Here is an 18,525-nt window from a genome sequence, read left to right as displayed (position 1 = left end):
CGCCTCAAATATCGTAGGTGTTGGCGGCGTTGATGGTCGAGATGAACTGCCTGGTGCGCTCGCGCTGTGGCGCAGTGAACAGGAGCCTTGCATCGCCGGTCTCGACGACGCTGCCTGCCTCCAGAAACACCACGTTGTTGGCGATCTTCGACGCCAGCCGGAGGTCGTGCGTCGCCATCACCATGGTCGTCCCCTCAGACGCAAGCTTGCTTAAGACATCGACAACCTCGGCGGCAAGTTCAGGATCGAGCGCCGATGTCGGTTCGTCGCAAAGCAGGACGCGGGGCGACGGAGCGAGCGCACGGGCGATTGCTATGCGCTGCTGCTGGCCGCCGGACAGGGTCGCGGGCCACGCATCTGCCTTGTGCTCCATACCGACCTTCTTCAGAAGATCCATAGCGCTGGCACGCGCTTTGTCACGCGGCCATTTCAGCACGGTGACCAGGCTTTCCATGACGTTTTCAATGGCGGTCTGATGCGGAAAGAGCTGGAAATTCTGGAAGACCATGCCGGTCTGCCGGCGGATTTTCTGGATCGCCTGCCAGCTGGTTTTTTTGCCCGGTGCGAAGGTCAGCGTCTCCCCGCCGAGGCGGATCGCGCCGGAGGTCGGGATTTCCAGCAGGTTGATGCACCGCAGCAGCGTGCTCTTGCCGCCCCCGGAAGGGCCGACAAGCGCAGTCACGCTGCCTTCCGGGATGGTGATGTTGATATCCTTGAGGACGACTATGTCGCCGAAACGCTTTTCGATGTTTGTAAGCTCGATCATGCGTTGGCCTCCATCATGCCACCATACCGGGCGAAGCGTCGCTCCAGTCGCACTTGCAGCGTCGACAAGACCGAGCTCAGTGCAAGGTAGATCAGGGCAGCCTCGATATAGAGAATGAGCGGCTCGTAGGTGGTGGCGACGACACGCTGTGCGGCCTGGAACAGTTCCGGCACCGTGATCGCTGCGGCGAGCGACGTGTCTTTCACCAACGAGATGAAGGTATTCGACAAGGGCGGGACCGCGACGCGGGCAGCCTGGGGCAGGATCGTCCGGATCATCGCCTGGCGCCAGCTCATGCCGATCGAATAGGCCGCCTCCCACTGTCCCTTCGGAACCGATGAAATGACGGCACGGATGATCTCGGAGCTGTAAGCGCCGATGTTCAGCGTGAAGCCGATCAGGGCTGCCGGAAACGCATCGAGCAGGATCCCGACGCTCGGCAGGCCGTAGAAGATCACGAAGAGCTGCACCAATAGTGGCGTCCCACGGATGATCCAGACGTAGAAGCGGGCGATCGCTGCCACAGGAGCCGGGCCGAACAGGCGCGCTATTGCCGTGACAAGTCCGAGAATAAGCCCAAAGGCAAAGGACATCAGGGTCAGCGGTATCGTAAAGATTAGCCCTGCCCAGAGCAGAGGCGCGAGCGAATCCGCCATCAATTGAAGCCAGTGCGGCAAGGGTATCTCCCTTAAAAAGCGATGCGCCCAGCGAAAGATCACTGAGCGCCCGTTCGTTCACTATCGTGGTTTTCAGGATTTGGAAACGGCTTTCGCCTTCCGTTACTTGGAGACGTCCTGGCCAAAATATTTTTCGGAGATCGTCTTGTAGGTACCGTCGGCCTTGATCTCGGCCAACGCCTTGTTGATGGCAGCCAGCAACTCGGGCTCCTGCTTGCGGATGATGACGCCCGAATAGTTGGCGTCGGCCTCCTCTGCGACGACCTTCACAGGCGCGTCCGGCTTGTGCTTCTTGAAATCGAGGAAGGACAGGCTGTCATTGATCGTCGCATCGGCGCGGCGGGTGAGGACCAGCTGGATAGACTGGTCGAAGCCATCCGTGCCAACGAGCTCGGCACCGGATTGCTCGGCCAGCTTGCCATAATTGCTCGTCAAAGACTGCGCTGCCTTCTTTCCCTTCAGATCGGCAAAGCCCTTGATGCTGTCGTCGTTGTCACGGACGATGAGTGCGGCTTTCGATGCGATGTATGGGTCCGAGAAATCATATTTCTGCTTGCGAGCATCGGTGATGCCGACTTCGTTGATGACGCTGTCATAGCGCTTGGCATCGAGGCCGGCGATCAGCCCATCCCACTTGCCTTCGACGAATTCGGCTTTGACACCCAGCTTGGCGGCGATCGCCTCGGCAATCTCGACATCGAAGCCGGCGAGCTTGCCGCTGGCATCATGAAAGGTGAAAGGCGCGTAGGTGCCTTCGGTCCCGACCTTGAAGACACCGGCGGATTTGATGGCAGCGAGGTTTTCGCCAGCATGGGCCGGCAACAGCAATGCGGCCTGAACGAGTGCGATGGCGGCGATGGATTTCAGCAGTGTCATGTCGGTACCGATCCCGGTGTTGATGTTCGAGTGCGAAAGATCGCAGAAACTGTCTCTCAAATATGCACAGGAAACTGCGAAGGAAATGAGCAATTGCAAATAATTTTCTCAATTCCGCGTCATTCAGTGATGATCTGTCTCCAAGAGCCCGCATCACCCTCCAGGGGCCAAGAGCGTGGGTGTTTCCGGGCGCATCATTGGGGGCGACGCCCTGCAGCCCGTTGGCATTTCCGGCAAGGCGCATCGTTGTCTTAGAAACCGTCCGCGACACTTCGAAATTCCTGTTTACGTTCATATGTTTGCGATCTAATGCTTTAAGCGTGTCATGCAAAGGCGCTATCAAGATCCAAGGCGGGGCTGCAAGCCTCGACCCGATTTCAATCCAGTGTGTCACCCGTAGATAAGATCGATGAACAACCTGCCTGCGCTGCTGCCGGTCATTCGCGCCTTCACAAGAAGCTGGCCGGCCTTGGCGTTAATGACGGGTCTGCTCGTCGCCTGGGAACTCTACGCCCGCTATTCCGGCATCCGGGCGACGACCCTGCCTGCGCCGTCGCGGGTGTTCGAGCAGATCGTCGTCAACTGGCAGGTGCTTCTCGAAAATGCCATCCCGACCGTTGCGGCCACGTTTACCGGCTTTGGCTTCTCGCTGACCGTGGCATTCCTGATGTCTGTCGTGGTCGATTTCTTCCAGCCGGCGCGCCGCGCGCTGGTCCCGGTCTTCATCGTCAGCCAGACGTTGCCGCTGGTCGCCATTGCGCCGCTGGTGGTGCTGTGGTTCGGTTTCGGGCTGCTGCCGAAAATACTGCTGGTGGCGCTCGTGACGTTTTTCCCGATGATGGTGGCCCTCGTTCAGGGGTATGAGTCCACCGACCGCGAAATGGAATGGCTGCTGTCGTCCATGGGTGCCTCCCGATGGCGGGTCTTCGTTTTGGCGCGCCTGCCGTCGGCCATTCCCTACTTCTTTACCGGGTTACGAATTTCCATCACCTATGCCGTCGTCGGCGCCATCTTTGCGGAATATGCCGGCGCGGCAAAAGGGCTCGGCATCTACATGCTATCGGCGAAGAACAATTTTCGGCCGGACCTGGTGCTGGCGGCGGTGACTGTCAGTTCCTGCCTGACACTATTGCTTTTCGCATTGGCGGTTGGCGCAGAGCGTCTCGCCACACCCTGGAATACGGATCGCAAGGATCGCCAGCCATGAGCCAACCGGCCCGCCTGTCGCTTGCCGGCATCCGCAAATCTTTCGGTCCGCTCGACGTGCTCGCAGACGTGACGCTGCATGTCGGGCTCGGCGAATTCGTGTCGATGCTCGGGCCCTCCGGCGCCGGCAAATCCACGCTGTTCCAGGTGCTGACCGGGGCCATTGTCGCCGATGCCGGCCAAATCGTCTTCGACGGCGCGCCGTTGGACCAGGCGAGCGACACGTTCGCCTTCATGCCGCAGCGCGATGCCCTGATGCCGTGGCGCCGGATCATCGACAACGCGACGCTCGGACTGGAGGTGCAGGGACTATCGAAAAGGATGGCCCGTGCGCAGGTCGAGCCTCTGCTGGAAACCTTCGGGCTTGCGGGATTCGAGCGGCATTACCCCAACCAGTTATCCGGCGGCATGCGACAGCGCGTGGCGCTGCTTCGCACCGTCGTCCAGCAACGAAAGATGCTACTGCTCGACGAACCCTTCGGCGCGCTCGACGCGCTCACGCGGATTTCCATGCAGCGTTGTCTCGAGCAGATGTGGGACCAGAACCGGTGGACCGCGCTGCTGATCACCCATGACATCAGGGAGGCGATTTTCCTCTCTGACCGGATCTACGTCCTCTCGGCCCGACCCGCCCGGGTGCTTGCCGAAATCGAGGTGCCGCTGCCGCGTCCGAGGACCTTGGCGGACCTCGCCTCCCCCGTTGCCTCCCGTATCGAGGCAGCGCTGCTGGAGGCGCTGATCGGTCCGGAAAATGCGCCCTTTTTGCCACCCAAATCCATCTCTTAATATCACAGCAGGAGTTCCCATGCCCTCGTTCCCTCGCCGCAGCGCCTTCGGGCTTGCGCTGTCCGTTTTCACCGCCCTCGCCTCGATTGGCCCCGTTGCGGCGGCAGATCTGAAAACCGTCAATATCGCGCTGGACTGGACGCCGAACACCAACCATGTCGGGTTGTTCGTGGCCGAGCAAAAAGGCTACTTCCGGGATGCCGGGCTCGACGTCAAGATCCTGCCCTACACCGATACGGCGGCTGGCACGCTGGTCAGCAACCACGTTGCGGATTTCGGCATTGCGGGCATCGGCTTCTATTCGCAGAGGGCCGCCGGAGCCGACCTCAAGGGGGTCTATGCTGTCGTCCAGAAGGAAACCGGTCGGCTGATCGTCGATGCCAAGCGCACCGACATCCAGTCGCCGAAAAATCTCGACGGCCTCACCTATGGCGGTTTCGGCAGTGCCTGGGAAAATGCGCTGATCACCGACATCATCAAGCATGATGGTGGCAAGGGCGATATCAAGACGGTGACGCTGGGCACATCGGCCTATGAGGCGCTCGCCAACGGTTCCGTCGACTTTACCCTGGAAGTGGCCACCTGGGAAGGCGTCGAGGCCGAACTGCGCGGTGCCAAGCTCAAGGAATTCACCTACAGCGATTATGGCGTGCCTGACGAGTACACCACCTTCATCGTCTCCAGCGACGGCTACCTGAAGGCCAATGGCGACACCGCCAAGGGGTTTCTTGCCGCCGTTCAGAAAGGATACGCCTTTGCCGCAGATCATCCCGAGGAAGCCGGGGACATCCTGATCGCCGCCAATCCGGACACGCTCACCAACCACGCCCTTGTGGCGCAGTCGATGAAGGCACTGGTGTCCGGCCATTACCTGCGCAGCGCCGATGGTGTCATCGGCAATATGGATCTCGTCAAGATCGATGCTTTTGGCCAATATCTGGTGAAGGCCAAGATCCTCGTCGATGGCGACGGCAAGGTCCTGACCTCGGCGCCGGACTTTTCGACCTTCGTCACCAACGATTATCTTCCGAAGAAGTGAGCACCGCGTCGCCGGCCGGAGAGACGCCCGACACTCCGGCTGACGCGCGCTCAGACCACGGCGCAGACCGTCTTGGTTTCGAGATAGTTCTCGAGGCCCGGCGCTCCGTTTTCATATCCCCAGCCGGATTGCTTGTGGCCGCCCTTCGGCAATTCGGGTGAGAAATACGAATGGCAGTTGATCCAGACGGTGCCTGAACGAATACGGGCGGAAAGCCGATGGGCAGAACTAAGGTCCTGTGTCCAGACGCTGGCCGCAAGCCCATAGGGCGAATCATTGGCAAACAAAATGGCCTCGTCGGCATCATCGAACGGTGTGACAGCCACCACGGGGCCGAAGATCTCCTCCCGCATCATTCGCATGTCCTGACGGACGCCGGTCATGACTGTTGGCCGATAGAAGGTCTTTAGCTCCCCGTCCTGCGCGCCACCTGTGACGATCTCGGCGCCTTCTTTGGCGCCCTCTGCCACGTAGCGCGCGACATGATCGGCCTGCCGGCGATCGACGAGGGGGCCGAGGTCCACATCCGGATCGAGCCCATGGCCGAGCCGCAGCTTGGCCGCCTCTTGCGCCAGTCCTTCGACCAGCCGCTGATAGATCGACCGATGGGCATAGACACGCGACCCGGCGACGCAGACCTGGCCGCCATTGGCAAAGATGCCGCGCGCGATGCCGGGGATGGCAAGCATCATGTCGGCATCCGGCATGACAATGGCCGGCGACTTGCCGCCGAGCTCCAGCGTCAGCTTCTTGAGGTTGCCGCGTGCAGCGCCGACGATCAGCTTGCCCACCTCGGTCGAGCCCGTAAAGGCGACCTTGTCGACCCCGGGATGGGCGGTCAAGGCCGCACCGACGGTCTCGCCCATCCCGGTGACGATATTGACGACACCGCGCGGAAGCCCGGCCTCGAGCATCAGTTCTGCAAGCCGCAGTGTCGTCAGCGACGTCTCCTCGGCTGGCTTCAACACGACCGTGCAGCCAGCCGCCAGCGCCGGCGCCAGCTTCATGGCTGCCATTAGCATCGGCGAGTTCCACGGCGTGATGGCAGCGACGACCCCGATCGGCTCGCGCGTCGTGTAGGCGAATATCTTCTTGCCCGGCGGCTGGTAGCCGATGGAGGTCGGGATCGTCGTGCCGAGGATCTTGGTGGTAAAGCCGGCGTAATAGCGAAACTGCTCGGCCGAGGCGGGGATCTCGCCGAAGCGTCCGGTCTTGAGAGATTTTCCCTGGTCGAGAGTCTCGAGTTCGGCAAGTTCATCGACATGGGCATCGATGAGATCGGCGATGCGCCACAGCAATTTGCCCCGCGCCGAAGGCGTCATGCCGCGCCAGGCATCTCCCTCGAATGCTTGCCGTGCCGACGAGACGGCGGCATCGATATCCGCTGCTCCTGCCGCCGCCAGTTCGGCGAGAGACTTGCCGGTGGCTGGGTCGAACGTCGTGAACGTGGCGCCGGAGGCGGCCGCGACCCACGCGCCATCGATCAGCAGTTTCTTGTCTGTTTGTGCCAGAAAGCGTCGCGCGCCTTCGCTGGCGGGCTCGAAGATGCGGATTGGGATGGTCATGGGTGTGGATCTCCCGGCCCGCAGGCCAATTGAGCAGCTTCAAGCCGCGCCGATGCGTTGAGCGCACCGCGAATGATCGAATGATAGCCGGTGCAGCGGCAAATATTGCCTTCGAGCGCAGAAAGAATCTCCGCTTCGCCAGCGGCCGGCAGGTCGATGAACAGCGCCGTCAGGGCCATCAGGAAGCCGGGCGCGCAGTAGCCGCACTGGAAGGCGTTTTCTTCGGCCAGCGCTGCCTTCACGACCCGCGCGATCTCGAAGGCATCGATCCCCTCCGGCGTGACGATGTCTGCATCCGGCAACTGCCATGCCATGACCAAGCAACCATTGACGGCAAGGCCGTTCATCAAAACGGTGCAGGCGCCACATCGGCCGATGCCGCAGGCGATCTTGGTGGCGGTGAGACCGAGTTCGTCGCGCAACAGTTCGGCCAGCCGCATATCCGGCAGCACTTCAAGGGCGACCGTTTCGCCGTTGAGGCGGAAGTTGACGTGCGTCGTCGCCACGGTGCTCATGCCCGCCCCGCCATCGCATCGAGGATTGCCTCCGGGGAAAGCGGCAGGCTGAGCGGCCGGTGGCCGATGGCACCGGCAACGGCATTGGCAATCGCCGGCGCGATGGCGCCGATGCCGAGTTCGCCGGCCCCGCGCGGCCCAAGCTCGTCGCCCGCGTCCAGATCTTCCAGGGCATAGACCGACATTGCTGAAGCACTGTCCCTGATGCCGGGCATCATGTAGCTGTCAAAATTGCCGTTCATGTTGGTGGCGTCGTGCATCATGGCGTCTTCCGTCAGCGTAAACCCGAGCCCCTGGATGGCGCCACCCTCCATCTGACCGAGATAGGCGGCGACGTCGATGACCGGGCCTGCCGCCGTGTGCTGCCTGATGTCCATGACGCGCACGCTGCCGGTCACGCGGTTGACGGCAACCCGCACCAGACATGCCCCGAAGGCGAAGATGTAGCGGGCGTTGCCTGCCTCATAGTCCGTCTTCGGAAAGTCGAAGGCGACCGTCGCGCTGGGCAGCGCGTCCGGCCCCAGCGAGCGGGCCAGCTCGCGGTAGGTGAGGAGAAGGTCCCCGCTGTTGCTGCCGGCGTCGGCAAAGCCACCGGGTGCAAGCCGCAAACTCATTGCCGGACGTCCGATTTTTAGTCCGGCGGCCTCGAGCAACTGTGGCGCCAGCAGCGCGCCGGCGGACTTGGCCACCTGCCAGACGACATAGCCGCCGCGCGATGCCGTGGTCGAGCCGGAATCGGGCGCAAGGTGGGTATCCCCCGTCACCGGCAGGACATCGTCACGCCCGCAGCCAAGCCGGTCGGCAACGGCTGCCTTGATCGATGTCAGCAGGCCCTGCCCCATTTCATCGAGGCCATAGGCCGCTTCGATAAAGCCGTCTTTGGAGAGAGCAAGCCTGCCGCCGGCCGGGTCGGGAACCAGCGAGCCGAGACCATTGCCCTGATAGTTCAACGCCATGCCGACCCCAACGATCTCCTCGGGCCCTGTCCCGTCCGCCTCCTGCCACAGAGAACTTGCGGCAGCGGCATCCAGCATCTCGGACAACCGCTCTGAGGTAGACACAATCTGCCCGAGATAGCCGGGCGCGCCGGGCTGGCGCAGATTGCGGCGACGAATCTCGACCGGCGTCAGGCCGCAGAGGTCTGCCAGCAGATCCATCTGACACTCGATCGCATAGGTCATCTGGTTGGCGCCAAAACCTCGGAATGCGCCGCAAACACCATTGTTCGTATAGGCAAGGCGACCCCGGGTCTCGACGTTCTCTAAGATGTAGGGTCCGGCCACATGTTCGAGCGCGGTCTCAAGAACGCCGGGACCGAGCGATGCGTAGGCACCGGCGTCGGAGAGGACATCGACCTCCTGGGCGAGCAGCCGGCCATCGGCATCACAGGCGGTGCGCATGCGGATCGTCATCGGATTGCGCTTGATGCCGGCAACGACCGATTCTGCGCGCGACAGCTGGATGCGAACCGGCTTCCCTGTTTTCTCGGCAAGAAGCGCCAGTGCCGGCTGCACCGTCAGTTCGTCCTTGCCACCGAACGCGCCGCCCGTCGGGCTGGTGACGACGCGGATCGTCTCCTCCGGCCGCCCCAGAATTCGCGCAAGTTGCTGCCGGTCGCGGGCACCGTGCTGGCCGCCGGCGAAGATCGACAGAACGCCGCCCGCCTCCACCTGCGCATAGCCGCCTTCTGTTTCCATGAATCCATGCATCTGCCGTGGCGTCGTATAGACGCGCTCGACGATGTGGGCCGCAGTGGCAAAGCCTTGCACCACGTTGCCGCGTGAAAAATGCAAGCTTCGCTGGAGATTGCCGCCCTCGTGCACGGCGGCCGCATCATCGGCTAGAGCCTGCAGCGGATCGGTGACGAGTGGAAGTGCGGCATATTCGACCTTGATGAGATCAAGCGCTGCCTGTGCCGTCCTTTCGTCGACGGCGGCGACAGCCGCGACCGCATCGCCCTTGTACCGCACCTTGTCGAAACATAGTGCCGGTTGATCCTGCACGACGATACCGAAGGCGTTGACACCATTGATGTCGCGATGGGTGACGACTGCAGCAACCCCCGGCAGAGCCTGCGCATCGCGCGTGTCGATCGAGACGATCCGGGCGTGGCCGACGCCAGCGCGCAAGATCCGCCCGACCAGCATGCCGGACATTCTTCGGTCGGTAAGGTAGGCCAGCTGGCCAGCGATCTTGGCCTCCACGTCCGGGCGCGTGTGCCAGCGCTGCGGCTGGTCCCTCCGGCTCAGCCGAATTTCTGCTGCGAGCGGCGGCGCTTCCAGCCGGCATCTGCGGGATCGTGCGGGCAATTCGGGCAGCCCGGCCAGGCCATGGACCAAGGCATTGGCAGCGACGTGGCGGCGGTAGCGGCCAGATCGAAACATATCATCGGAAGCAGATATTTCGTCTATCAACCGGGCGTGCAGCGCGTCCCAGTCGACATCGGCCCAAGCGAGACCCCCGAGGCTCGCCTCTGTTGCAACCAGGCGTGTCGCTGCCACGATGCCACCGCCGACAGCAAGCCGCACGGTTTCGATCCTGCCATCCGTTAGTCCGATGAGGCCGGAAATGCCGATGACACTCGGAGTGAAGGCGGCGCGCAATCCGATTTTTCGCGTGGTCCAGCGAAAGACAGGGAACGTCTTGGGAAGGATGACGGCCTTGATTACTTCATGCGGAGTGGCGGGCTGCGATAGCCAATGGCGGAGGCTTTCGCGCCCGGTGCCGCCTGTGCGGGCGATTTCCAGGCAAGCATCAAGCGCTAGCAGGGCCGGCAGCAGGCAGCCACTGCGGCCGGCGATATTGCCACCGATTGTGCCGATATTGCGCACTGCGGGGCCCGCCACCGATGCTGCCGATACCGCGAGCATCGCCAATCGCTCGGCAACCAGCGGATCCCTCAAGAGCGCCGACAGCGGCGTAAGGGCTCCGATGCGGATGATCTTGTCGTCGAGCGAGATACCGGTCATCCCGCCTATGCCCCCGAGATCGATCAGTCTTACCGGTTTCGCCGCACCTTTTGCCCACTCGAGTTGCAGCGCCGTTCCGCCGGCGACGAGACGCGCATCCTCGATATCCCGCATCATGCCGAGGGCATTCCCGACGGACGACGGATGGAGCACGGTGAAGGCGGCGCGGGTCATCGTCAGCCGGCCTCCATCGTTGTGCCGAAACGGATACCCTTTTCCTTTAGCCAGCGGCGGTAGGCGACGGAGGAGCTGTCTGCGCGGGTCGGGATTTCCTGGCGCGGTTCCAGTGGCAACAGAAGCGGCCGCTGGTTCTCGACGACGATGCGGTCCTGCAGGAAAATGATCTGCTCGAAGTGTAGCAGCGAGGTATGCGTCGAGGCGTTGTCGACCAGATACATGACGGGCTGTGCCCGACAGAGACCCTCTTCCATCGGCTGGATGAACAGCGCAATGGCGTCGAGCCGATCCGGCGCTGTCGGGCAGACGCGATAGAGCATGACGCAGAAAGGCGTGGGCACGCGGTAGGTCAGTTGTACGAAGGCGCCTTCGCTCTCGGTGGCAGCAATGCGCGGCTGGAAGAAGGTACAGTTGGTCGCCCAGACCTCGTCGACATCGCGGCGGACCTCACTCAGATAGCCCGGCACTTCGGTGTGCGGCTCCGAGCCGAGGATGTCCGTGTGAACGAACGGGAAATGTGCCATGTCGAGGAAATTTTCGACGACGCGAAGGCCTGATGCCCGCATCCTCACCCAGCCGCAGGGTACAAACCGGCGATCGGTCTCCGAGGCTTGCGAGATGGTGAAGATGTCCCTGTTCGGATGGCCGAGCGTCGTCCAGACGCAACCGTATTTCTCCTGCGCAGGCAAGGGTGCGCCAGACGCCACGCCGGAATGCACTTCGCAAATGACAATCCGCCCGCCTTGCTGGCGCACGATCTCGATGTCCTGTCCGAGCAACCGTGTCCGCACGGGCACTCCGGTGACGTCCGCTGCGGTCTCGACAGCGTACCATTCGTCCAGTGCAGCCCTGTCGGATGTCTTTGCCATGGAGGCTCCTATTCAGCCTTCGTCCACTGCGCCGTGCCGCCGGCGTTCTCTGCCAGCCATGCCGCACGGCGAGCAAAATGCGGCGGTGCGATGCGGTGGATCTCGGCGATGATTGCCTTCATGTCGCCGGTCTTCAGCATGCCGTCCTCGACTAGGATCTTCCCGTCGACCATCGTCATGCTGACATCGCCGCCGCGAACGGCGTGGACGAGGTTGTGCTGGAGGTTGAAATAGGGGCCTTCGCCGAAAACCGGCGTCATGCGCGGCGTATCGGTGCGCACGGCGATCAGATCCGCCCGCTTGCCCGCTTCCAGCGAGCCGATCTCGTGATCGAGCCCGATGGCGCGTGCACCTGATATCGTCGCCATGCGCAGGACGTCCCAGCTATCCATCGCGGCCGCATCGAGATCCTTCAGCTTGCCGAGCAGGGAGGCGACCTTCATTTCCTCGAACATGTCGAAGTTGTTGTTTTCCTTCTCGCCATCCGTGCCGATCCCCACCGGTACGCCGGCTGCCAGCATCTCGCCAACGAGGGCGATGCCGCTTGCAAGCTTCATGTTGCTCACCGGGTTATGGGCGATGGAGACCTTGTACCTCGAGATGAGCTCGATCTCTGCCGAATCGAGCCAGACCCCGTGGGCGATCATGGTGCGCGGTGCTTCGAAGAAACCGAGCTCTTCGAGCGCAAACATCGGCCGCTTGCCATAGCGCTTGGCGAACTCCGCCAGCTCGATCTCTGCTTCGCTGCAATGGGTGTGAAAGCCGGTGTCATATTTTTGGGCAAGGGCGATGGCGCGTTGCTGGCCTGCCTCGTCGGCATAAAAGAGGTGTTCAAGCCCGACCCAGACGTTGATGCGGCCATCCGCCTTGCGATGCCAGGTCTCGATCATCGCCTCGTTCATGTCGAGCGTGTCGAAATAATTATATTCCGGGTGCTCGCCAACATAGGGCACGGCCACCAGCCGGTTGCCGATGGCGGCCGCAGCCTTTGCGCTGCCGTCCATGTATCGCCACATGTCGACGACAGTCGTCGTGCCGCCGACGACAGATTCCGCGTAACAGAGCCAAGACGCCGCCTCCGCCTCGTGCGGCTGCAGCATGCGGTGCATCGGGTTGATATGCAGGGTCAGCCAGTCCCAGACGGGCAGGTGCTCCGCTGTGCCGCGCAGGAAACCGGAATGGGCGTGGGCATTGATGAGCCCGGGCATCAGGACGGAATTCTCGATCTTTCTGACGGACACCTCCGGATGTTCGGCCACGAGTTCGGCAAGCGGCGCCACCGCCTCGATGCGTCCGCCGTCGATCAGCACGGCACCACCCGTCACGACGCGATTTGCCGGATCCATGGTCAGGAGATGGTCGCCGGCGATGATCTGTCTTGCACTTGCCATGATGGTTCCAATTTCGTTTATCCGGTCCCGCGCCGAGGGCTCAGGTCCCGGTTGCGGTGAGCAGGAAGTCGGCCGCCCGCTCGCCGATCATCGTTACCGGCGCGTGGGTATTGCATGTCGGAATGATGGGGATCACGGAGGCGTCGGCAATCGTCAGCCCGGCGACGCCCATGACCCTCAGCCTGCTGTCGACCACAGCCATTTCCCCGCTGCCCATCGCGCAGGTTCCGCAGACATGGAAAAAGGTCGAGCAGGCGTTGCGGATGTAGGCGATGATGTCCTTTCGGCCGAGCATCGCCGGCGGGGCTGCGTATCCGCCGAACCAGTCCGCATAGGCGGGCGTTGCCGCGAGCGCCATAATCATTTCCACCGAGGTGACGAGGGCGTCGAGATCGCTCGGTTCAGCAAGGTAATTGGGCTGGATTTCCAGCGCGCCGCCCGGCTCCGGGCTCAGCAGCCTCAAATAGCCGACGCTCTTCGAGCGCATCAGCCCGCAGCCGATCGAAAAGACGTCACTGGGAAGATCATAGAGTTCACGAATGCGCGGCTCGGCGCTGTTGCCCTGGACGGGAAAGGCATGCAGGTCAGCTTGCGGCAGATGAGTGCTCGACTTCCAGTTCATCATCGTGCCGCCGCCATTGCCGATCGTCGGCCCAAGCGGCTGCCTGGCGCGAAAGACGCAGGCCTGCACCAGCGGATGATCCTGGAGATTGCGGCCGACGCCTGCAAGTGCGGCACGGACGTCTATCCCAAGCCGCCTCAACTCGGCGGGATCGCCGATGCCGGACATCATCAGCAGGCGCGGCGTGTCGATCGCTCCAAGGGCGAGAACGATGCCGGTCGTTGCTTCGGTCTCGTGCGGACGGCCGTCGACCAGATGGGTAACGGAAACGCACCGGCCGTTTGCGATCCCGAGGCGGATCGCGAACGAATTTGTCGCCACCGTCAGCCGCTCGTTGTCGAGCACCGGCTCGAGATAGCCTTTCGCCGAACTCCAACGCTTGCCACCGGATATGTTGAAATTGGAAACGGCAGCACCCTCGTTGTCGGGGCCGTTGGGATCGTCGATGACGGGAATGCCGAGCGCCCGGGCGCCGTCGAGCATCGCCGCGGCTGTCGGGTGCAGTGTCGCACATCGCTCGATGCGCAACGGGCCGCCTGCACCGCGCAGGTCCGATGCGCCGTCCTGCCAGTCTTCCGAGCGCTTGAAGAACGGGAGCACATCCTTGAAAGACCAGCCCTTTGCGCCGGCAGTTTCCCAGGCATCGTAGTCCATCGGATGGCCGCGATACCACATCATCGCATTGATGCTGCTGGAGCCGCCGAGCACCTTGCCGCGCGGAATGCCGATGACGCGATTGTTGACGGCAGGCGTCGGCGCATAGTCGTAGCCCCAGTCGTAGCGGCTGCGGCCGAGCGGCACCCAGGCCGCCGGGTCTTCGATTTCGGGAATGCCGAAGCCCGAGCTTCCGGCTTCGATCAAGAGCACGCTCGCGTCGCTGCCGTCGATCAGACGCCGTGCCACCGCGCAGCCGCCCGACCCCGATCCGACGACGATATAGTCGTAGGCCCTGGAAAGCGGCTTCTGGGGAATGGCGACGGCGGACATCGAACGATAGTTCCTGTTCAGTTGTGCTCGCTGGGGCCCATGATGACGATGCCTTCGCTCGCCTCGACATGGCGGACGAAGATGTATTTGTCTTCCCGGCCATCGCTGTGCTTGCGTTTGATGTCCGGCTGCACCGTGCCGGCAACCTTGGCGACGATGACATAGGGGACGTCGGCTGCAAGCCCTGCGGCGCAATGGGCGTCGAACTCTTCCACGTTGCGTGCCGTGAAGGCATTTTCGATGCCGCAGCCGCGCGCGATGGCAGCGATATCGACACGTCCGAAGGCCGTATGCGTCGGCGGGCCGCCGATCGACTGGTAGATCTCGTTGTCCCAGACGACGACAAGGAGGTTCTTCGGTTGCTCGTTGCCGAGCGTCGCGAGAATGCCGAGGTTGAACATCATGCCGCCGTCCGTGTCCAGCGAGACGATGCGCCTGTGTGGCAGGCCGGCGGCAAGTCCGAAGGCCTGGGGGGTGACGCAGCCGAGTTGCTGCTGGAAAAGGCTCGCTTCCCGCATATGCGGCGCCGCGTTGTACCATTCGTCGACGCTGCCACCGAGGGAGAGGATGACGAGCTCATCCTTCAGCCGGGCCGAAAGGGCTTTCATGCAATCGAAGCGTTTCATCGGACGATCTCCCCGCCAAGCGCGATTGCCGAATGGTAATAGGCCGCATAGGACCACTTGAAGGCGTCGGTGATGGCCCGCTCGATCGCCTCTTCCTCGCGCACGATCCGGTACGGAATGCGCAGCGCGTCGAGCACCGGCTCCATGGTTATGCCATGGGGGATCGCCCACCAGTTGTTCTCGCCGAGCTCGCCGCGATAGCTCATCAGCATGACGACCGGGATGCCGGCACCAAGGCCCATGCGCGCCAGGGGTTCGACAGACGCCCTGAGCCCGGAATTTTCCATCACCAATGCTGCCCGTTTGCCGGACAAAAAAACCCCGCCACAGATCGCGGCGCCCTCTCCCTCGTTCGTGACGCGGATCGTGCGGATATCGGGATCGGCATCAAGCGCCGGGTAGAGCTCCTTGAACAGCGAGTCCGGCAGGTAGCAAACGACGCTCACGCCGGCCTTTTTCAGGCCACGGATGACAGCGTCAACAGCAGATTTTTTCATCGGGCATCCTCTCTTCCCGGTCAGGGTGACAAATGCCGGATGTTCCGAATAGGGTCTTATTTTCGATCCATGCAATGCGCCAAAAGCAACATGTCATCATGTTCGATCTTCCGATCCATCAAGCGACTGCGCCAGAAGCCTGCCCATCGCCGAGGCGGCGTCCGACATTTCCTTCTCCGAGCGCGAGAGAAGCATCAGCTTGCGCGGATTGACCTTGGCGTCGTGCAAGGGGACGAACGTCAGCGTCCCATCGGCAATCTCCTGTTCGATGCCGACACGGGTCTGCAGCACCGTGCCGAGGTCGCGCTTGGCAAGATCGATCATGAGCCCGATGGAGTTGGTGCGCGCGCGGGGCGTGAGGTCGACGAAAGATCGGCTGAAGGCATCCTTGACCCAGGCGCCGAGCGTCAGGCTGGCGTCAGACAGGATGACCCGTTCGCCGGCAAGGTCGAACAGCTTCAGTTCCTTCTTCTGCGCATGACGGCTATCCGGGAGCGCCAGTACGCCGAGCGGCAACAGCACAGTCGAAATGCGCCGCACATTGCGCGCCACTTTGACGTCGAACACGACAGCAAGATCGCATTCGCCAGCGGCCACGGCATCGGCGGCCTGCTGCGATCCCATCACCCTGACATCGACGGAGATCTCCGGGTGCCGCTTCCAGAATTCCTGCAGGGCGTCCGGCATCAATCCCCGCGAGACGCTTTCGATGATGGCGACGGAGACGGTACCGCGATGCAGTCCGTTGAGATCGTTGATCTCGGTGCAGGCGCGCTTCAGTTCCGACAGGCTGAGACGGGCGTGATAGAGCATCAGTTCACCGGCGCTGGTGAGCTTCAGCCGCTGGCGGACACGCTCGAAGAGAGGCGTGCCGAGCTCTTCCTCGAGCTGCTTCAGGATACGGCTGATCGAGGACGGTGCGACGTTCAGGGCCTGGGCTGCCTGGCGAATGGAGCCAAGACGCGCCACGAGCTGAAAGTAGTGGAGACGGGTGGCCACAAGCCCGAGCCGAAACGGATCCATCATGCCAACATGCCCATAAGCCGCGCCTTTCCGCTCTCAGTGATAATCGGGAATGCCGGGCATGGTCAGGAAGCCCTTGAGCGAGCGGAAATGCCGGATCCAGCGTCGCAGCGCCGGGAACTCCGCGTGATCGATGCCGAAATCGCGGCTGAGGGCGAAGGATGGGAAAAGCATGAGGTCGCCAAGCGTCGGACCGCTGCCGCAAAACCACTCCAGCCCATCGAAATGGCGGATTGTCATGTGGTCGTCCATGATCCGGAAGGCTTTGCGGGCCGAGGCGCGAAGCGTTGTTTCGTCACCGGGCGTATCGAACAGCGCCTGCAGCCGGGCCGCCACCGCCGGGCCAAGGGCAGTGTCGCCAAAGCCGACCCATCGGACGACGTCGGCGAAGGCCTTCGGGTCGTGCGGCAGCCACTGTTGCGCCGCGTCGTGCGCCCGGGCAAGATAAAGAAGAACGGGCGCCATGCCGTAAACGACGAGATCGCCATCCTTGACGACGGGAAGCGTCCCGAGCGGATTGAGAGCCAGCATGGCCGGCTTCCCGTGCTCCTGCCCCGGAAACATGTCGATGGCCACGGTCTGCCAATCCAGCCCGAGCATGGATAGCAAAAGGCGAGCGCGGTAGCTGTTTTCGTCGAGTTCGTAGCCGTAGAGGGTGATTTCCGGCATCAGGCCATCTCCGCCGTTTGCTCGAGTTCGAACCGCATCTTTTCCATCAGGCGGGCGTGGTGCGCCTGCCTGCCGCTTGCCTGCGGGGAATGAGGGCCGAGAATGACACCGTGAATGGCGGTCTTGTCGGGGGAGACTTGCTGGACGGCCATGAGCAGCCGGTCGCCATCCGCCGCCAGCAGTCCGGTGTTGGCATCCAGATGTTTCATTCCTGCCTGATCGAGCGCCGCGAGCACATCGCTGATCGGACAATCGACATAGAGGCTGCGGACGGGCGCGAATTCTGCGGCACCCACGGCATCTGGCAAAACGGCCTCGCTGGATGCCGTCGCCCAGATGATCCCGTAGTCCTCCCGCGCAAGATATGTCGGCACCTTGATCGTCGAAGGCACGTCCAGCGCAGGATGGGCCGGGATGTAGCGGCACTGACCGGCAGCATCATACTGCCAGCCGTGGTAGAGGCAGGCAATATGGTCGCCGCGCACGAAGCCGAAGCTCATCCGCATGCCGCGATGCGGACAGCGATCCTCCCAGACATGGACGATGCCGCTGCTGTCGCGCCAGACGACGATCTCCTGCTCGTCGACGACGGCACCCGCCGAGGTTCCGGGCTCGATCGAGGACGAAAGCCCGACCGGCACCCACCCTGCTTCCAGTCTCATGATCCGCTCCTCTTCATGCCGCAGCACGCCGCTCGATATCCAGGATGATACAATCGTAAGGGCCCAGGCTGCAGGCCATCTCGAACGCATCGACGAGATCGCCATGACCGCGCACCGAAAGGCTGGCAGCTGCACTGTCGCAGGCGCCGAAGTCGATTTGCAGATCCAGCTTGCGGGCGCGATGCGTGGCAAACTCCGTGAAGCTGTCGCAGATCATCTGACCGCGAAAGGTAAAGCTAGCCGCTTCGATCATCGCTCAACCTCGCTCGGGCAAGTGCCGTTCTGCGGTCTCCCAGTAGCCTTGACCTGCATGAAAATGACCCGTTTTGCATAAATTTTAATCGCGCCTTAGTTTTGTGCATCCTATCCGGTTTTTGCCGGAGAGTTCAAGCCAGTTTGGTGACGGAGTTGTTGCCTTTTGCGCCTGAGTGCCTTCGAAAAATTGGCACTATTCCGAACAAATGCCGTCTGACACTGTGATTGCCGATAGCTTCTTGCAAGCTTGAGATGGACGAAACCGCGCAGATCTACGCCGCTCCAGAGCCGTTTTCGACCGGGAAATTGGTCCTCGTCATCTGGCACAGTTGTTGCGTCGCATAAATC

General features: G+C 62.4%; 18 protein-coding genes. 3 read left to right on the top strand and 15 right to left on the bottom strand.

Features of this window, described 5'->3' with window-relative positions; translation table 11 throughout:
- Positions 1-4: 4 nt before the first annotated feature.
- The 3 genes from J5278_RS23360 to J5278_RS23350 all read right to left on the bottom strand — a co-directional run bounded on the left by J5278_RS23360 (position 5) and on the right by J5278_RS23350 (position 2,319).
- Positions 5-766: an amino acid ABC transporter ATP-binding protein gene (locus J5278_RS23360; protein WP_142831396.1), complete on the bottom strand. Its 762-nt coding sequence runs from the start codon at positions 764-766 to the stop codon at positions 5-7.
- Positions 763-1,443, bottom strand: a complete 681-nt coding sequence (locus J5278_RS23355; RefSeq protein ID WP_111221433.1) for an amino acid ABC transporter permease — start codon at positions 1,441-1,443, stop codon at positions 763-765. Before J5278_RS23355 ends, J5278_RS23360 begins: the two co-directional genes overlap by 4 nt.
- A 102-nt stretch (positions 1,444-1,545) precedes the next feature.
- Positions 1,546-2,319, bottom strand: a complete 774-nt coding sequence (locus J5278_RS23350; protein ID WP_142831395.1) for an amino acid ABC transporter substrate-binding protein — start codon at positions 2,317-2,319, stop codon at positions 1,546-1,548.
- A gap of 409 nt (positions 2,320-2,728) precedes the next feature.
- Here J5278_RS23350 and J5278_RS23345 point away from each other — a divergent pair, with 409 nt between their 5' ends.
- The 3 genes from J5278_RS23345 to J5278_RS23335 are packed head-to-tail and all read left to right on the top strand — an operon-like array spanning position 2,729 to position 5,350.
- On the top strand, positions 2,729-3,526 hold the full coding sequence (locus tag J5278_RS23345; RefSeq protein WP_143123279.1) for an ABC transporter permease: 798 nt from the start codon (positions 2,729-2,731) through the stop codon (positions 3,524-3,526).
- On the top strand, positions 3,523-4,311 hold the full coding sequence (locus J5278_RS23340) for an ABC transporter ATP-binding protein (RefSeq protein WP_219258522.1): 789 nt from the start codon (positions 3,523-3,525) through the stop codon (positions 4,309-4,311). The genes J5278_RS23345 and J5278_RS23340 overlap by 4 nt, the downstream gene beginning before the upstream one ends.
- Positions 4,312-4,330: 19 nt before the next feature.
- The gene (locus J5278_RS23335) at positions 4,331-5,350 is read left to right on the top strand and encodes an ABC transporter substrate-binding protein (RefSeq protein ID WP_209207207.1); all 1,020 of its coding nucleotides are present in this window, start codon (positions 4,331-4,333) and stop codon (positions 5,348-5,350) included.
- Between the two features lie 50 nt (positions 5,351-5,400).
- Here J5278_RS23335 and J5278_RS23330 read toward each other — a convergent pair whose 3' ends face one another.
- The 12 genes from J5278_RS23330 to J5278_RS23275 all read right to left on the bottom strand — a co-directional run bounded on the left by J5278_RS23330 (position 5,401) and on the right by J5278_RS23275 (position 18,175).
- Complete coding sequence (locus J5278_RS23330; protein WP_209207206.1) at positions 5,401-6,915, bottom strand: aldehyde dehydrogenase; 1,515 nt, start codon at positions 6,913-6,915, stop codon at positions 5,401-5,403.
- On the bottom strand, positions 6,912-7,430 hold the full coding sequence (locus J5278_RS23325) for a (2Fe-2S)-binding protein (protein WP_219258520.1): 519 nt from the start codon (positions 7,428-7,430) through the stop codon (positions 6,912-6,914). Before J5278_RS23325 ends, J5278_RS23330 begins: the two co-directional genes overlap by 4 nt.
- Positions 7,427-10,573 (bottom strand): molybdopterin cofactor-binding domain-containing protein, encoded by a 3,147-nt coding sequence (locus tag J5278_RS23320; RefSeq protein ID WP_219258518.1) that lies wholly within the window; start codon positions 10,571-10,573, stop codon positions 7,427-7,429. Before J5278_RS23320 ends, J5278_RS23325 begins: the two co-directional genes overlap by 4 nt.
- Positions 10,574-10,575: 2 nt before the next feature.
- Positions 10,576-11,445, bottom strand: a complete 870-nt coding sequence (locus tag J5278_RS23315; RefSeq protein ID WP_219258517.1) for an aromatic ring-hydroxylating dioxygenase subunit alpha — start codon at positions 11,443-11,445, stop codon at positions 10,576-10,578.
- An 8-nt stretch (positions 11,446-11,453) separates the two neighbouring features.
- A complete protein-coding gene (locus J5278_RS23310) occupies positions 11,454-12,836 on the bottom strand; it encodes an amidohydrolase family protein (protein ID WP_219258516.1) in 1,383 nt (460 codons plus the stop codon).
- Between the two features lie 40 nt (positions 12,837-12,876).
- Positions 12,877-14,445 carry a GMC family oxidoreductase gene (locus tag J5278_RS23305; RefSeq protein WP_143123286.1) on the bottom strand — a complete coding sequence of 523 codons (1,569 nt, stop codon included), beginning with the start codon at positions 14,443-14,445 and terminating at the stop codon, positions 12,877-12,879.
- A 17-nt stretch (positions 14,446-14,462) separates the two neighbouring features.
- Positions 14,463-15,071: a thiamine pyrophosphate-dependent enzyme gene (locus J5278_RS23300; RefSeq protein ID WP_142831385.1), complete on the bottom strand. Its 609-nt coding sequence runs from the start codon at positions 15,069-15,071 to the stop codon at positions 14,463-14,465.
- Positions 15,068-15,568, bottom strand: coding sequence for a thiamine pyrophosphate-binding protein (locus J5278_RS23295; RefSeq protein ID WP_111222304.1), 501 nt, complete (start codon positions 15,566-15,568; stop codon positions 15,068-15,070). Before J5278_RS23295 ends, J5278_RS23300 begins: the two co-directional genes overlap by 4 nt.
- Positions 15,569-15,664: 96 nt before the next feature.
- Positions 15,665-16,594, bottom strand: a complete 930-nt coding sequence (locus tag J5278_RS23290) for a LysR family transcriptional regulator (RefSeq protein WP_257623419.1) — start codon at positions 16,592-16,594, stop codon at positions 15,665-15,667.
- A 33-nt stretch (positions 16,595-16,627) separates the two neighbouring features.
- Entirely contained in the window at positions 16,628-17,260 is a 633-nt protein-coding gene (locus J5278_RS23285) for a glutathione S-transferase family protein (RefSeq protein ID WP_142831384.1), read from the bottom strand.
- Entirely contained in the window at positions 17,260-17,922 is a 663-nt protein-coding gene (locus tag J5278_RS23280; RefSeq protein ID WP_142831383.1) for a Rieske (2Fe-2S) protein, read from the bottom strand. Before J5278_RS23280 ends, J5278_RS23285 begins: the two co-directional genes overlap by 1 nt.
- 13 nt (positions 17,923-17,935) lie before the next feature.
- Positions 17,936-18,175 carry a hypothetical protein gene (locus J5278_RS23275; RefSeq protein ID WP_224128722.1) on the bottom strand — a complete coding sequence of 80 codons (240 nt, stop codon included), beginning with the start codon at positions 18,173-18,175 and terminating at the stop codon, positions 17,936-17,938.
- Between the last annotated feature and the right edge of the window lie 350 nt (positions 18,176-18,525).

Source organism: Rhizobium sp. B21/90 (genome assembly GCF_019355815.1).
Lineage (GTDB): Bacteria > Pseudomonadota > Alphaproteobacteria > Rhizobiales > Rhizobiaceae > Rhizobium > Rhizobium rhododendri.
The sequence above is the reverse complement of the archived record's forward strand: the minus strand, read 5'-3'. Positions and strand labels throughout refer to the sequence as shown.

Excerpts from the sequence above, each read along its gene's own strand:
- J5278_RS23330 (WP_209207206.1), bottom strand. The coding sequence starts at position 6,915 with ATGACCATCCCAATCCGCATCTTCGAGCCCGCCAGCGAAGGCGCGCGA.
- J5278_RS23310 (WP_219258516.1), bottom strand. The coding sequence starts at position 12,836 with ATGGCAAGTGCAAGACAGATCATCGCCGGCGACCATCTCCTGACCATG.
- J5278_RS23360 (WP_142831396.1), bottom strand. The coding sequence starts at position 766 with ATGATCGAGCTTACAAACATCGAAAAGCGTTTCGGCGACATAGTCGTC.
- J5278_RS23300 (WP_142831385.1), bottom strand. The coding sequence starts at position 15,071 with ATGAAACGCTTCGATTGCATGAAAGCCCTTTCGGCCCGGCTGAAGGAT.
- J5278_RS23335 (WP_209207207.1), top strand. The coding sequence starts at position 4,331 with ATGCCCTCGTTCCCTCGCCGCAGCGCCTTCGGGCTTGCGCTGTCCGTT.
- J5278_RS23340 (WP_219258522.1), top strand. The coding sequence starts at position 3,523 with ATGAGCCAACCGGCCCGCCTGTCGCTTGCCGGCATCCGCAAATCTTTC.
- J5278_RS23350 (WP_142831395.1), bottom strand. The coding sequence starts at position 2,319 with ATGACACTGCTGAAATCCATCGCCGCCATCGCACTCGTTCAGGCCGCA.
- J5278_RS23290 (WP_257623419.1), bottom strand. The coding sequence starts at position 16,594 with ATGATGGATCCGTTTCGGCTCGGGCTTGTGGCCACCCGTCTCCACTAC.
- J5278_RS23275 (WP_224128722.1), bottom strand. The coding sequence starts at position 18,175 with ATGATCGAAGCGGCTAGCTTTACCTTTCGCGGTCAGATGATCTGCGAC.
- J5278_RS23320 (WP_219258518.1), bottom strand. The coding sequence starts at position 10,573 with ATGACCCGCGCCGCCTTCACCGTGCTCCATCCGTCGTCCGTCGGGAAT.
- J5278_RS23315 (WP_219258517.1), bottom strand. The coding sequence starts at position 11,445 with ATGGCAAAGACATCCGACAGGGCTGCACTGGACGAATGGTACGCTGTC.
- J5278_RS23325 (WP_219258520.1), bottom strand. The coding sequence starts at position 7,430 with ATGAGCACCGTGGCGACGACGCACGTCAACTTCCGCCTCAACGGCGAA.
- J5278_RS23295 (WP_111222304.1), bottom strand. The coding sequence starts at position 15,568 with ATGAAAAAATCTGCTGTTGACGCTGTCATCCGTGGCCTGAAAAAGGCC.
- J5278_RS23280 (WP_142831383.1), bottom strand. The coding sequence starts at position 17,922 with ATGAGACTGGAAGCAGGGTGGGTGCCGGTCGGGCTTTCGTCCTCGATC.
- J5278_RS23285 (WP_142831384.1), bottom strand. The coding sequence starts at position 17,260 with ATGCCGGAAATCACCCTCTACGGCTACGAACTCGACGAAAACAGCTAC.
- J5278_RS23305 (WP_143123286.1), bottom strand. The coding sequence starts at position 14,445 with ATGTCCGCCGTCGCCATTCCCCAGAAGCCGCTTTCCAGGGCCTACGAC.
- J5278_RS23345 (WP_143123279.1), top strand. The coding sequence starts at position 2,729 with ATGAACAACCTGCCTGCGCTGCTGCCGGTCATTCGCGCCTTCACAAGA.